The organism is Ruegeria sp. CDSC079 (genome assembly GCF_059610505.1).
In genome coordinates this window covers 87817-101385 of sequence record NZ_JBXWNT010000007.1, presented here as the reverse complement: position 1 = coordinate 101385, position 13569 = coordinate 87817, and the positions used below count along the sequence as shown (strand labels likewise).

The 13569-nt window shown below is 52.2% G+C and carries 11 protein-coding genes; 9 read left to right on the top strand and 2 right to left on the bottom strand.

All coding sequences use genetic code 11. From position 1 onward, the window contains the following. Window positions 1–160: 160 nt before the first annotated feature. From AC2FIC_RS14735 to AC2FIC_RS14700, 8 genes are all read left to right on the top strand, one after another. Window positions 161–1219: a DUF1214 domain-containing protein gene (locus AC2FIC_RS14735; RefSeq protein ID WP_496692146.1), complete on the top strand. Its 1059-nt coding sequence runs from the start codon at window positions 161–163 to the stop codon at window positions 1217–1219. Between the two features lie 16 nt (window positions 1220–1235). Further along, window positions 1236–2246, top strand: a complete 1011-nt coding sequence (locus AC2FIC_RS14730) for a DUF1254 domain-containing protein (protein WP_496692147.1) — start codon at window positions 1236–1238, stop codon at window positions 2244–2246. 40 nt (window positions 2247–2286) lie between these two features. Continuing rightward, window positions 2287–3075, top strand: a complete 789-nt coding sequence (locus AC2FIC_RS14725) for a transporter (RefSeq protein ID WP_496692149.1) — start codon at window positions 2287–2289, stop codon at window positions 3073–3075. 1061 nt (window positions 3076–4136) lie between these two features. Then, entirely contained in the window at window positions 4137–4565 is a 429-nt protein-coding gene (locus AC2FIC_RS14720; protein ID WP_496692151.1) for an EF-hand domain-containing protein, read from the top strand. Window positions 4566–4782: 217 nt separating this feature from the next. Next, the gene (locus AC2FIC_RS14715) at window positions 4783–5847 is read left to right on the top strand and encodes a hypothetical protein (protein ID WP_496692152.1); all 1065 of its coding nucleotides are present in this window, start codon (window positions 4783–4785) and stop codon (window positions 5845–5847) included. Beyond that, on the top strand, window positions 5844–7373 hold the full coding sequence (locus tag AC2FIC_RS14710) for an ABC transporter transmembrane domain-containing protein (protein ID WP_496692153.1): 1530 nt from the start codon (window positions 5844–5846) through the stop codon (window positions 7371–7373). The genes AC2FIC_RS14715 and AC2FIC_RS14710 overlap by 4 nt, the downstream gene beginning before the upstream one ends. A 304-nt stretch (window positions 7374–7677) precedes the next feature. Then, a complete protein-coding gene (locus AC2FIC_RS14705) occupies window positions 7678–8958 on the top strand; it encodes a HAMP domain-containing sensor histidine kinase (protein ID WP_496692154.1) in 1281 nt (426 codons plus the stop codon). A 94-nt stretch (window positions 8959–9052) separates the two neighbouring features. Beyond that, window positions 9053–9724, top strand: a complete 672-nt coding sequence (locus AC2FIC_RS14700; protein WP_496692155.1) for a response regulator transcription factor — start codon at window positions 9053–9055, stop codon at window positions 9722–9724. A gap of 221 nt (window positions 9725–9945) precedes the next feature. Here the strand turns inward: AC2FIC_RS14700 and AC2FIC_RS14695 are convergent, their stop codons facing one another. Further along, entirely contained in the window at window positions 9946–10620 is a 675-nt protein-coding gene (locus AC2FIC_RS14695) for a sensor histidine kinase (protein WP_496692156.1), read from the bottom strand. 8 nt (window positions 10621–10628) lie between these two features. Next, window positions 10629–11126: a hypothetical protein gene (locus tag AC2FIC_RS14690; protein ID WP_496692157.1), complete on the bottom strand. Its 498-nt coding sequence runs from the start codon at window positions 11124–11126 to the stop codon at window positions 10629–10631. Between the two features lie 861 nt (window positions 11127–11987). On the opposite strand from AC2FIC_RS14690, the gene AC2FIC_RS14685 reads away from it, so the two are divergent. Further along, a complete protein-coding gene (locus AC2FIC_RS14685; protein ID WP_496692158.1) occupies window positions 11988–13529 on the top strand; it encodes an ankyrin repeat domain-containing protein in 1542 nt (513 codons plus the stop codon). Window positions 13530–13569: the final 40 nt, after the last annotated feature.

Genomic DNA, 13569 nt, shown 5'->3' with positions numbered 1-13569 from the left:
GGTATACATTCGAGTTTTGTGTTTTGTTGAAAAACAACGACCATGGTTCCAATTGTAGAGTTTCTGCAACCCACCAATTGAGGGGCGTGAGAATGCCCGCCTGAGCAGGTGTCGGGACCATCAAGCAATGTATTGCAATAATTGGTTAGTGGAGCGGCAAATGATCAATCACACGCGCAAATGCTGGAAGCTGGCGGCCTTGGCTGCAGCGTTGGGGAGCTCCGCGACGGCTCAGAGCTTTGATACCACAGTTGATGCACTTGCCGAGACATACGAGGTGCCGGTCACAATAAGTAACTTTGTTCGGGCTGCGACTGACAACGAATTGAAAACGTATGACAGGCTGGCCGGAGGCGTAAACCAGTTCTTCCACTTCAATGAACCCACGCCCATCGACAATCAGCCCACTATCCGGATGAACCGGGACACACTCTATAGCGTTGCGGTTATCGACATCAGCAAAGGCGCAACCTTGACACTGCCCGATGTGGGCGACCGGTACATGACAACGATGGTGGTCAATCAGAACCATTTCATCAATGAAGTATTTGATGGTGGTGGTGTGTTTCAGCTCGACATGGACACATTTGACACCCCCTACGTACTTGTTTTCATGAGAATACTGGTGGATGCCGAGAGTCCGGAGGACATCGCGGCAGTCAACACAATTCAGGACGGGTTCACTATCGAAGCTGCCTCGGCAACGCCCTTCGAGATGCCCAATTATGACACCGAAAGCTTCGCGGCCGTGCGTCAGGCCGCGATTGAGTTGGGCAGGTTTGCAACAGACAGCGTTCGGACCTTTGGCACGGCAGAACACGTCGACCCGTTGCGCCATTTCTTGGGCACCGCAGCCGGCTTTGGAGGTCTACCAGAAGAAGAAGCCTTTTATCTCAATATCGAGCCCGGCCTGCCGCTCGGCGAATACTATATCCAGGTGCCGGCGGATGTTCCCGTAAACGCATTCTGGTCCGTGAGCCTGTACAATGCAGACGGATTCTTTGAACTCAATTCCCTCGACGCCTACGTGGTCAACTCGGTTTCGGGCACCCAGAACGACGATGGCAGTGTGACCGTGCATTTCGGCGGTTGCGACGATGGCCGCGTGAACTGCCTTCCAATCATGGACGGCTGGAACTACGCCGTGCGCTTGTATCAGCCCGGTTCCGAGGTCATCGACGGAAGTTGGGTATTCCCGACCGTGCAACCCGTGAACTGAATGACAGGATGCAAAAATGAAGAAGCTTTTTCTGGCAATCGCCCTGACACTCCCGACAGGGGTCTGGGCCGAGGACGTGGTTGATGTGACCGTGGACAATCTCGTGCGCGCGGAAACCGACCATATGTTCCGCACCAACATGAGTAATCTCGGCTTGGTCGTTGGCGAGTTAGGGCATATGCGCGAAGCCACAACACCTGACAATCAGCCGGTGATCCGAATGAACCAGGATACGCTTTACTCTGCGGTTCTGCTCGATTTGACCGAACCCGTCGAAGTTACGCTCCCCGAGGCGGATGGCCGTTACATCTCGATGCATGTCATCAACCAGGATCATTTCATGTACGCCGAGGCAACGCCCGGCACGTACCTGATCACCAAAGAAGACCTTGGTACGCCTTTCGGATTCATTGCCTTCCGCACTTTTGTAGATGTAACTGACCCACAAGACATCGCTGCGGCGCGGGCGGCGCAGGATCAGATTGTTGTCAGTGGCGGTGGAACTGGTCCGTTTGATGCGCCCAACTGGAATACCGAACAACTTGCCGTAGCGCGTCAGGCAATCAGCGATTTGTCCCTGCTGGGCATCGATACGTCGCGTGCCTTTGGTAGAGCCAAAGAGGACGTTGACCCGGTTCAGTTTCTGGTTGGGGCGCTCTCGGGTTGGGGCGGCTTGCCCCCAGAGGCAGCGATTTACCTGTTGGGCGCGGTCGATGCGAACGATGGAGAAACGCCACACGCGGTTATAGTTAAGGATGTCCCGGTTCGGGCGTTCTGGTCGGTGACCGTCTATAATGGCGAGGGTTTCCTGGCTGCTAATGATCTGGGTGTTAACAGCTACAACGGCTATACGGCCCAAGCCGCGGAAGACGGATCAGTCACACTCCATTTTGGTGGGTGCGACGACGGCCGCGTGAACTGCCTTCCGATCACTCCGGGGTGGAACTACGCGGTCCGCCTTTACGAGCCAGAGGATGCAATCCTGAACGGTAGGTGGTCGTTCCCGACGGTGGAACCGATCAACTAGGCCACTCGCCCATCCCGCCCTTCAAAAGGAGTACACGGCTATGCGTCGATCCCATGCACTTGTGGGGCTGTTTTTTGCAGCCAGCGTAGGAACCTCAACCGTTGCAGACGAGGCCGCCGATTTGGCCCAGGAACTGGCCAACCCGCTTGCTGCCATTATCTCGGTCCCGTTTCAGTTGAACTATGATGATAACCTGGGTGTCTCTGATCAGGGGTCGCGCACCACGTTGAACTTTCAGCCGGTCGTGCCCTTTGAACTTAACAATGACCTAAACCTGATCACCCGTACTATCATTCCTTACATCTGGCAGGAGGACGTTGTGCCGGGGACGCGTCAGGAAGGGGTCGGCGATATTCTGTTCTCCGCGTGGTTTTCTCCCACAGGAACAGGGGATCTGACATGGGGCATTGGTCCGGTCGTGCGGCTACCAACCTTTAGCGACGTGTCAAGCGACACATGGGCAGCCGGGATCACCGGCATTGCCCTGCGTCAGACCGGGCCTTGGACCTATGGCGCGCTGGCCAATCATCTGTGGGATCTGGAGAGCCACCCCGAAACCCCCACGAATGTGAGTTTTCTCCAGCCTTTTCTTGCTTATTCCACTGAAGGTGCCTGGACCTATTCACTGCAAAGCGAAAGCACCTATGACTGGGAGGCTGAAGCCTGGGCCGTGCCAGTTAACGCATCGGTGTCACGGCTGGTGCAATGGGGGGCGGTGCCGGTCAATTTACAAGCCGGGGCCGGCTATTGGCTTGAGGCACCCAAAGTGGGTGCGGAGGGCGTTCGTTTTCGCCTCCAAGCCCAAGTCGTCGTGCCCAGAAGGCGCTGACGTTTAGCGCAGGCTCTGATTGTTAAATGCGGAAGTCAGGGAGTCTTGATGGCAGAGCAGATGATAGGCAATGTTGCTAGCGCATGTCGAGCTCGCACCTAATCTTCAGAAGTTGCAATCGCCTCAAGCTAGGTCGCATACATTGGTGCTTTGATAAGGCAATGGTAGTACCTCCATCAGTCCAGGGAGAAAGGATCTAGAAGTCGTAAATTCCGTAAAGCAATCCTTGGCCCGCGCGCTGCGAAAGACTGCTTTCCCGACTGTGTGAATTGACCGTTCCAGCCTCGCTGCGCGTTGCACCAATGGCCGGTTTCATCGCCGCGTCACAGCGCCAGATTTCGAGTGCATGTAGCATTTCTTCCGTTGCGAGCCTGCGCCGCGAAAAATAACAATGACCGGGTTGGGCTCAAAGCCGTCATCTGACAGTTTTGTAAGGTTCAAACGATCAGAAGTGGTGGTCGATGTCTGCTGTGCGGACAAACTTGCCCCTGGTATTCTCCGCCCGAATGACCGCTTTGTACGCTTTGTGATCGCGGCGAAAAACATCTCTGGCGGGAAGTAGGCCTTCGGTGGTGATGTAAAACTGAACGGTTGCTGGATAAGATCAAACCTTCAATCTGACAGAAACAGTAAACTTCTTTCTGTGGAGAAAGCCTCTGATTGATTTGTGTAAATTGCAAGATTATCGAAGTCCTTTTGATCTGTTTGAAACGAACCCACGTTGTTGGCTTCGAGTACTGATTGATGGACCAAACCAAGATTAAGAGGCCAAGAAGGTTTTTCCGTGAGGACCAAAGGCGGCAATTGCCCAGCACCTGCACTCCGAATTTCTCTGGTAGGAAACTGAAAACACCGCATTTTCAGTTCCTGAGTCTCTAGTATCCGGACCTGATACCGAGAGGCTTCCAAACAATAAGGCCAAGCCATCTTTTCGCATGGAAATACCGTTCATCCAACGTTCACATTCTATATATGCGCTTTTCATCTCTGCGAGCCATATTGTCCTACTGAAATTAAATACCGTTGGTTCACAGAAACAACCGACGAGCAGGGGATCGTCTGTGACAAAGACTGGAAGTAGGTCAGCGCAACGCAAGTTGAGAATTTTTCGCTACCTAACCTGCGCCGTTTTATTGGCTTTCACTTTTCTGATTGGCGACAGTCAATTCAATAAAGTAGCGGCGCAGACTGCTAGTTTCAGGTCTGTTGATACGAATTCTGACGGTGTCTTGAGCTTGAATGAGCTGTCCGCCGCCTTTGGAGAAGTTGGTGCGCGGCGGCTTCTTGAAGACATTGATCGCAACCGAGACAATCGCATCACGATCCTTGAGTTACGGTGGGGAACAAAAAACAAGATAGGTAGCACTGGTGACCGCGGCGGTCGTGGAGATCGAACTAAAGGTCAAGATGATCGCGGATCTAATTACGAAGGGGCTAGTGAACGGGATGGAGACGATGACCGTGGCGACGATCGGAACGATGATGACTGACCGAAAACCGTTCGTTTGCGCACTCTAAGTGACTGTCCGCAAGGACAAACCGGAGATCGAACTAGCATCAGATTGCTTTGAGACAGAAACGAGGACCCTGAAAAGTGTTCATTTGCCGTTCATTCGTTTGCATGCCAATCCTTCATTCCACTTTGCAAATGTTCTCACATCACTTTGGCAAAACGATTTCACTGAACAGCCAGTTACGGAGCAATGCATGACACAGTTTCCCCAAACCTCGCATATTGCCTGCGAAATCGCAAAATGGGCGTTTACAACCCGCAGAGTTGACCGGTCCGATGTACATGGACTTTCCGCGCAGTTGGATACTGCAAAGGCAGGGGATCTTATCCTCTGTGAGATCGCCGAGATTGGTCATCACAAGAAAATCCAATTAGCGGAACGTCGCGCCTCTGTCAGTTACCCAGGCGATTACGTTGTTCTATGCTTGGGTGACCGATACGCACCAGACCAATTTCTTGCCAGCGCGGTGATTGATGATGATCTTATCGATCTCGTTGCCGGTGGCGGCGTCGCAGGTCGCGTAGACGCCGCGCATGATTGCATGGATGATCCAACACGGTTAAAGCCAATCGGCCTTTTGACCAATGCCAAGGGTCAGGTGATCAACGTGGCAGATTATGCGTTACCATCGATGCCGACCAACGAGCGCGTAACGGTCATTGGTGTTTTTGGAGCCTCAATGAATTCAGGAAAAACTACAGCCGCATCAAGCCTTGGCCATGGGTTGATGCGCTCTGGATATGCCGTCGCCGGTGTCAAAGCCACCGGAACCGGGGCCTTTGGTGACTTCAACAGTTTCGAAGATGGGGGCGCGCCAGCTCTTGATTTCACTGACGTAGGAATGGCGACCACGTATCGAATGCCATTTGAAGCGATCGAATCCGGATTTGATACACTGGTTGCAACTGCAGCGTCGCGCGGTGCCGAAGTCGTGGTTGTCGAGATCGCTGATGGCGTCTTCCAGCAGGAAACAAGGGCAATCTTACAATCCTCACGCATTCGGGATCGATTGGACGGCATTTTATTCGCTGCGCCGGACGCGCTGAGTGCGTTGGGCGGTGTAACCGTTCTAAATAATGTGGGTCTCAGCCCATTTGCGGTATCCGGAAAGGTCAGTTGTTCCCCGTTGGCTGCTGCTGAAGCTGCAGAAGTAACCAGCCGCCCAATTTTAACACGCGAAGATCTTTGGTCGCCAGCGATTATCGCCCAACATGTTGCACCGTTGATGCGACACGACCGCGAAGATGTGGCCGCATGAACCCCCTCCCAAGACTGGCCACAAGGGACCGCATCATTGATGCGGTCCTCGTGGTATCCTGTGGAATCGTGCAGGCTATTGCGCTTGCTTTCGCAGCGTTTGCTACACGAGATGCTTTTGCGGCACTTCACGCTGGGGATGTACTTGCAACAAATACTGTCTTGCAACTGGGGGTCTCCGGTACCGTCGCAGCAGCATGTCTCTTCTTTTCACGATATCGGGCAGAAGCGCTTGGCCAGAGTTACACTATTTCACTGCGCCGGACGCTTTACCGACAGATTGCGCGACTTCCAAAGTCCCGACATGAAAAACGCCGAGTTGGAGCGTTGTCCCTAAGGTTTGTCGGTGACTTATCTGCAGCGCGACTTTGGTTTGGTCGCGGATTACCGGATGCATGGTCTGCAATGATTGTGATCCCTGGCGCGGTATCCATTCTCTATTTTCTCGACCCTATGCTTGCGATGAATGGTATCGCCTCGCTGAGTGTTGCACTGGTCGCAATGGGGTTGCTGGCCTGGCATCTCGTTCGGCGCCATCAAAAACTTCGTCGAAATCGAGCCAACATTGCTATTTCCATGATTGAACGCATTTCTATCGCACCTGAATTAGACCAGATGGGTCGAACCGACCGTGAACTGCGCAAGCTTGACAAACAGGGCGCATGTTTGCGCAGTGATGCGCTGGCACGTCGCGGTAGAACAACCAGCTTGCAGGCGGTCTTGCAGCTGGGTGTGGCGTTAACCGCTCTGCTGATGCTTTGGCAGGCCAGTCGGTACGCCATTGCTCCGTCGACAGTTGCAGCTTGCCTGTCGGTATTGGCGTTGATTGCCCTTCCGTTACAAAATCTGGCTGAGGCGTGGGACCAATATTGCGCGTGGAGGGTCGCCCGTGAAAAAGCCGAGAAGCTGCTTTCGGAACCAGAAGTGACCAGATCTGCAATAAACCTAAACGATCCGATTACCATCAAGGTGGCCGGAGAGCTTGATCAGGAGCCCATCTCATTTGTGGCTCCGCCGGGATCAGTTTCCAAATTAACAGATATACATGCAAACAGCCTCGCGCGTATCATCGCCGGGCTAGACGCAAACGATGGCATTGATGTCAGTTATGGTGGGGGAGTTAGTATCCCGAAGATCGCCTTTATCGGAGACAACCATGTTGGACTTCAGGGAAGTTTGCGACGATCCGCAACGCTGAGCTGTCGGAGACGACCGAGCGATCTGAGGATAGCAACGGTTATGCGGATTTTTGGGCTGTCCGATCTCCTCGCGGCGCCCCGCGGCCTAGATCAACGGTTGGCGGAGAACGGTAAAGGTCTTTTGCCACTCCAGACTCTGCAATTGGATCTCGTGCGCGCTGTTCTCGGCAAAGCTGATGTCGTCATCATCGCGTCAGTCAGGTGGATGTCATGCTGGCATCACAGGGTCGAATTGCTCGAAACTCTGCAGGAGTTTTCTTCGGCCACCATCATTTTGGCCGAACACGCCATCCCGCTTAGTTTAGAACAGAATTCAAGGGTTATTTGATATGCGTTCATCTACTCTATTTGGGATTTATGCCGCTGTACTGATCGGTTTTTTGGGTGGGTTAGCGGGCCTGACCCTATACAGTCTCGAAAAAACCCGATGGTGGGATGCCCGAATTTCCCTGGCCCATGAGTCATATGGCCTGCATCTGAGGCTTGAGGCGGACCTATACCGTCTGTTCAAGCAACACGGTGACGCACTTCTTATCGGCGATCGGGATGATGGGATCAGCGAGACAGAGCTGCAGGAGAAAATCGCCCAGACTTTGGATGCAATCCGAAAGACCATTGCCCGGGAAATTCAGATGGTCGGCGAAGAGGAGTTCGAAGAACTGGAGCTTCTCGATGAGATTGAAGACGATATAGAAGCTGTCAATGCAGCCATCGCGAACCTTTCAGAGGCTGGTAGCCCGATTGAGACATTTGTGCGGATCGAGCGCCTGGCCGCCCTGCTGGACGGGGACATTGATGACGAACTGGATCAAAAAATTCAGGCCGCGCTTGATGAGGAAGTGGAAGAGGTTGAAGAAGTTTTGGCCGAAGCAGCAACCTTTCGAGAATGGAATGAACGATTGGTTTACGTGATCGTTCTTGCGGCCATAGGTGTGTTGCTGGTGGCCCTTGTATCGTTCAACCGCCAAATCAGAAAACCACTTACGTTGCTTGCAGACGGCGTTGGGCGCCTGCGAAGAGCCGATTATTCGAAGCCCGTAGATCTTGGTGGTAGCCGTGAATTCAGGGAATTAGGCACTGTTCTGAATAGCATGGCGGAAGGCTTGGCTGCCCGAGAAGCAAGTCGCGCCGAGCAAAAGAGGCAACTTGAAGAAACGGTTGCTGCCAGAACGTTCGAGCTTCAACAACTCATCGACAAACTTGAAATGGGGGAAGAGAACCGCAAACGATTGATGGCCGATATTAGTCACGAGTTGCGAACGCCACTGGCAATTATCCTTGGAGAGGCCGACGTTACTTTAAGGACATCAGACACATTGTCAGAGGATACTTCCGACTCACTCGCCCGTATTCGGGATTCCGCAAAGCACACCAATCAAATCGTTGATGACATGCTAACCGTCGCTCGGTTCGAGGCGGGTCAACTTAGGCTGGATCGCAAGAAAACGGATCTACGAAAAGTGGTACGAGATGCCGTGGCGATGTTCCCTGATCCGGTGCAGGTCGAAAGCCCAGAATGTATGGTGAAGGCTTCGGTCGATGAGGTTCGGCTTCGCCAGTCAATACTCGCGTTGTTGCAAAATGCACGACGATATGGAGGCCCAACAATCAGCGCAATACTGGAAGAAGGGCTCGCGTCTTGCTCGATTACAATCGAAGACGACGGTCCCGGCCTGAGCGCAGCGGAAAAATCCCAGGCATTCGACCGGTTCTTTCGGGGCTCAAACGCCTCGGGGCAGGGGATCGAGGGAAGCGGTCTGGGGCTTCCAGTCGTTAAATCGATTGTCGAAGCCCATGGTGGGACCGTTGATCTTCAAGATCGCCAGGAGGGCGGGTTGAAAATCATTATAACGCTGCCCAAAGAACCCCTAATGAAAATTGTACAAACCGATGTTCGACGAGAAACGGGCTAATGCCTGTCTGTTTCAGAAGCAAATTGCAAAACCATAAAACCTCACGCAGCTTTGCCATACATGGTTTCAGACAGAGAGAAAACTGAGGCACACTATGAATATTCTACTTGTCGAGGACGAAACACGCGTAGCTGACTTCATACGCCGCGGATTGTCTGCTGAAGGTTGGTCCATAGATCATGCACCAAGCGGGGAAGATGCTTTGGAGCACGTAGCATCCGGCAATTATGATATTATCTTGTTGGATCTGATGTTGCCGGGAATTCAGGGACAAGATGTTTGTCGCAAGCTACGTGCCCGAAAGTCAAAGATCCCTATCCTGATGTTGACCGCCTTGGATAGCCCTGAGGAACGGGTAGAAGGATTGAAGATTGGTGCAGACGACTATCTTCCTAAACCCTTTGATTTCGACGAACTCATCGCTCGGATAGAAGCGTTGCACCGCCGCGCCAACAGCTATGCAAATAATCTCAGCAACACGGTGATTACATGCGGAGCACTTACATTTGACAAGCAATCCCTTCAGGTCGCTGTCGAAGGTCAAGAAATCCAGCTGTCGAAGAAAGAGCGCGACCTTCTCCTTTTGTTTTTGACCAATGTTGGGCGCGTATTATCAAGAGAGCGGATTCTGAATTCAGTTTGGGGAATGAATGAAGATCCATTGACCAATGTTGTAGATGTCTATGTCGGGCGCCTCAGACGCAAGATCGGTGCAGATGGTCAGAGGATCGTGACCCTCAGAAACGTCGGTTACCGCATGAGCTGAATACTTCGTTTGTGGATCAGTCGAAGATGTACCTCCATTAAAGAGGCCTAGATATTGCGCAAGGTTGAATAGCTTTGCTCCGGCTCTTGAGCGATCTGAGGATTTGAGAAGAAAACACTCAAGAAACTTTCTTGCCCACTTTGTGTAAGAGAATTCAGCATGCCGACCAATGCCAACAAGACGCTTTACATCTGTGTGAGCCAAGTTCTCAATTAAAGCCGCTATGCAATTTCGGATTTAATTGAAACAGTCAACCCAGGTGAGTTGTTTGTCGCCGCTAAGAGCGCCGAATGATGATCTGCTATAGCCTTCACCAGCGCCAAACCCAATCCATTCCCAACACTGGTTCGTTCACTTTCTAGCTTATAGAAAGGAACAAATAGCTTGCCCAGTGTGTTTTCGGGAACACCAGGGCCATCGTCAATAACCGAGAGCGTAATGGTGCTTTCTTCTTGTTCAACAGTCAGGAGAATCCTGGAATGATCCGGACAATGATCAATTGAGTTCTGCAGAAGGTTTGCACAGAGCTGTTTCAACATACCTTCATCACCTTCGATTAGTGTACGCCCTGATTGGTTATCCACAAAAATAAGACTTTGGTCCTTAACCTCCGCAAGTGGAATAATGTTTTCAACTGTTTCTCTACCCAATCCATTTAAATCCAGATAGCTGAACGCTTTGGGGCCGCCTCCTTCTTCAATACGGTCGATCCTCAAAACTGTTTCGAAGGTCCATTTGAGACGATCAAGTTCAGATTGAATTTGGTCAATCGGTTCTAAGGATCGACCTTCCGATTGTAGAGAATCCTTCGCTTTCTGAAGTGTTATATAAGCATGAGTGAGCGGGCTTTTCAGATCATGCGCAATTGCTGCAGCGGCTGACCGGGTCGTTGACATCAAAGCCGTCAGTTTGTCGAGATGAGACCCAGATTGGCGGCCTTCTTGTCCAACGCGACATACACAAAAATGTTTGGGTTTTTGTCCAGTGGGCGAACCAGATGAAACTGTTTGCCAAGTGTAATCAGAATGTCTTCGATGGTATCGTTGAGTTTCAAAGCTTCGATTGCCTGCAGCTTAGCGCGGACAACTTCAACATTCGCGGCGCCTGCGGTATCAAGATCAAACTTGGAACCGCCCTCTGTGCCTAAAACAAGACCGGTATCGCTGTCGACGAGGCACGCCCCCAGAAGACCTTTGATTTCACTTAGTTTAGAAATGTCCAATGACATGTTTGGCTCCTTTTTGGCCTTGGAATAGTTGGTCTGACCTGCACCAAATGCACGATTGTCCGGACGGGCTTTGTTGTTTGCGGGCGGAATGGTGATGACGTGTCTTTGAATCAGGCCAAATCTTTCGTTAAATCTGGCCAGCACAGAGGTGGCGTCACCTTTGGATTTCGACATTTTCTATCCAATTCTCGCTGTGATTGTGGAGGTACAATGTCGACCTGTATGTCTGTCACTTCGAACTGCTTGGGCATGAAGAAACAGCTGATCAATTAGTCTGTCATCCAAACCAGGGAGGGCGTTGGTCCTCCGATGGGTGTGACACTTGGGATCAGATGTCACTTTCAGAACTGATGTACTTAGGTTGCGAGAGAGATTGTGGCCTCTGTGCAAAAAAACCAGTGCTGCAATGCAGGCAAAGACTAAGTATTGGGCAGTGTTGGTTGAAAAAGCCAAAACACTTTCGGGGCCCAGAAAGAATGCCGGCCACAGATGCCCAATTTCAAAAAGAACGCCAGCCAAAACGGGTAAAACAGAACTCAGCACAAGACCCTCGCCTCGTTACTAATCAACTAAGCTGTCCGTAGAATACCGGGAGTTTTAACTGACCTTTCAGACATCTTAAAAAATTGTAAGGATTTGTTTTTCGTTGGTGTGAAGTGAAGTCTAAGGCGCAAATGACTCGTTAACTGGCCCTGCGAGCATTCGGACGCCGACGTGGTTCAGAACGAGATGAACAACAGTTCCTAATTGGCAACTGTGTGCACATTACCGACCTTCGTGCAGAGCGCAGCATCTGTTTCTTGGGTCTCGTTGCAGGCCGCGGCCTTCGTTTTGCGGTCATTCGCATCAGTGTCATCCACTCAAGCCGATCTTGCGGGTGCTGCTTCGGATGGTTATGATAAGAATGCTTCTAGGGAAAGCCTCCAGGTCCGCGGAAAGCTGTCATCGGCATCTCTATCAACAATACGACAGCCTTATTTCGGTATGTCTCATGCTCGGATTCAGCGGACCATCGAGCCAAAAGTGAGGACACCGATGACAAAATCCCTGGACCAATTGCGCCGCGATGCCAAAGCACTTCGCAAAGACTATGAAGCAGGCGAATTACGCGCCCGTCAACGCATCGCAAACTATCCACCTCGACCGGAGGCAACAGCACTCAGGCACTCGGACTATTTGCACGTAATTGCGTGCGAGAACAGTTTTCCGACCTGGCCTGCCTTAAAGTTCGCAGCCGAACTACTAGGCATGGACAGAGCCGCCAAACGGCAGCGCCTGAAACTGGCTCTCGCTCAGGGTCATTTTACGGCTGTTGATCAACTTCTGGCTGACGCGCCCGATCTGGCTGACGGAGATTTCGGGCTGTGTCTGGCCCTTTATCGCAAGTCGGATGTGTTGGAATTTCTCAACCAAACGCCGAAACTGGCGACCGAGCTTATTGGCGATCTGGCGCCGCCTTTGACGATCCTCGCCCGGTCCAAGTGGATTCATCGCGCATCCGGGCTGGCCAATGACATGCTTGATATCGCAAATGCCCTTTTGGAATCCGGTGCTGATGTTGATCTTGGTGCGCCGGTCTACCATGGCAACGACTACAAGCTATCACCGCTCTACTTCGCCATAGGCCATTCGGACAATATGGTTCTTGGGCAATGGCTGCTGGAGAACGGCGCAAATCCGAACGACGGCGAGAGCCTTTATCACTCAACCGAGCTGGGTCATCATAAGGGATTGCAACTGCTTCTGGATCATGGCGCCGACCCGAAGGGGACAAACGCATTGCTGCGCGCGATGGACTTCCATGACACAACGGCGGTTCAGATGCTTCTCGACCACGGGGCTAAAGTAGATGAATTTGACGGGACGCATGTTGGCGGCGAGGCACCGTGGGTCGTCCCTGCGCTACACCAGGCGGCGCGAAGGATGGCCACGCCAGATATGGTCGAGCTTCTTCTTGAAAATGGAGCCGATCTGAATCGGCCCTTTGAAAACACTACGCCCTATGCTTATGCGCGGGTATTTGGAAATGTCAGTTTGGCGAGGATGCTCGAAGAGCGCGGCGCAGATACGACCTTGAGTGAAATCGAAACTACATTGAGTGCCGTTGCCGATGGCGTTCAGCCGCCATGCAACCTTGACCCAGACAAGATACCTGACGCTTACCGCAATATCATTCGAATGATATTGCACATCCCGGGAAAACTGGATCACGTTCGACGACTGGTCGCCGTAGGAGTTGAATATGACCGTCCAGATACCGAAGGATTGACACCGGTGCAGGTTGCCGGATGGGAGGGCTTGCCAGACGTCATGGAGTACCTTCTGTCGTTAAAGCCAGACCTGACACATGTGAACGGCTATGGAGGAACACTTCTGTTCACAGTTATTCATGGGTCGGAGAACTGCCCGCAGCGATTAGACCGCGACTATACTCGGTGCCTGAGTCTAGCATTGCGGGAAGGCGTCGCTCTTCCGCGCCGTGCCATAGAACTGGCAAGCCAAGATGCCGTATCCGAGTTTTTGTCAGATTGGGCGGAGCTATATCCCGAGCAAGTTGTCGACGGTGGTGTCGCCTAAACTGGTTTATGCGATCATGACAGAAGGCGAAGGCGGAAGG

Bases quoted from the DNA above. Each gene is read 5' to 3' on its own strand.
- AC2FIC_RS14735 (WP_496692146.1), top strand. From the start codon at position 161: ATGATCAATCACACGCGCAAATGCTGGAAGCTGGCGGCCTTGGCTGCA.
- AC2FIC_RS14730 (WP_496692147.1), top strand. From the start codon at position 1,236: ATGAAGAAGCTTTTTCTGGCAATCGCCCTGACACTCCCGACAGGGGTC.
- AC2FIC_RS14725 (WP_496692149.1), top strand. From the start codon at position 2,287: ATGCGTCGATCCCATGCACTTGTGGGGCTGTTTTTTGCAGCCAGCGTA.
- AC2FIC_RS14715 (WP_496692152.1), top strand. From the start codon at position 4,783: ATGACACAGTTTCCCCAAACCTCGCATATTGCCTGCGAAATCGCAAAA.
- AC2FIC_RS14710 (WP_496692153.1), top strand. From the start codon at position 5,844: ATGAACCCCCTCCCAAGACTGGCCACAAGGGACCGCATCATTGATGCG.
- AC2FIC_RS14705 (WP_496692154.1), top strand. From the start codon at position 7,678: ATGGTCGGCGAAGAGGAGTTCGAAGAACTGGAGCTTCTCGATGAGATT.
- AC2FIC_RS14700 (WP_496692155.1), top strand. From the start codon at position 9,053: ATGAATATTCTACTTGTCGAGGACGAAACACGCGTAGCTGACTTCATA.
- AC2FIC_RS14695 (WP_496692156.1), bottom strand. From the start codon at position 10,620: ATGTCAACGACCCGGTCAGCCGCTGCAGCAATTGCGCATGATCTGAAA.
- AC2FIC_RS14690 (WP_496692157.1), bottom strand. From the start codon at position 11,126: ATGTCGAAATCCAAAGGTGACGCCACCTCTGTGCTGGCCAGATTTAAC.
- AC2FIC_RS14685 (WP_496692158.1), top strand. From the start codon at position 11,988: ATGACAAAATCCCTGGACCAATTGCGCCGCGATGCCAAAGCACTTCGC.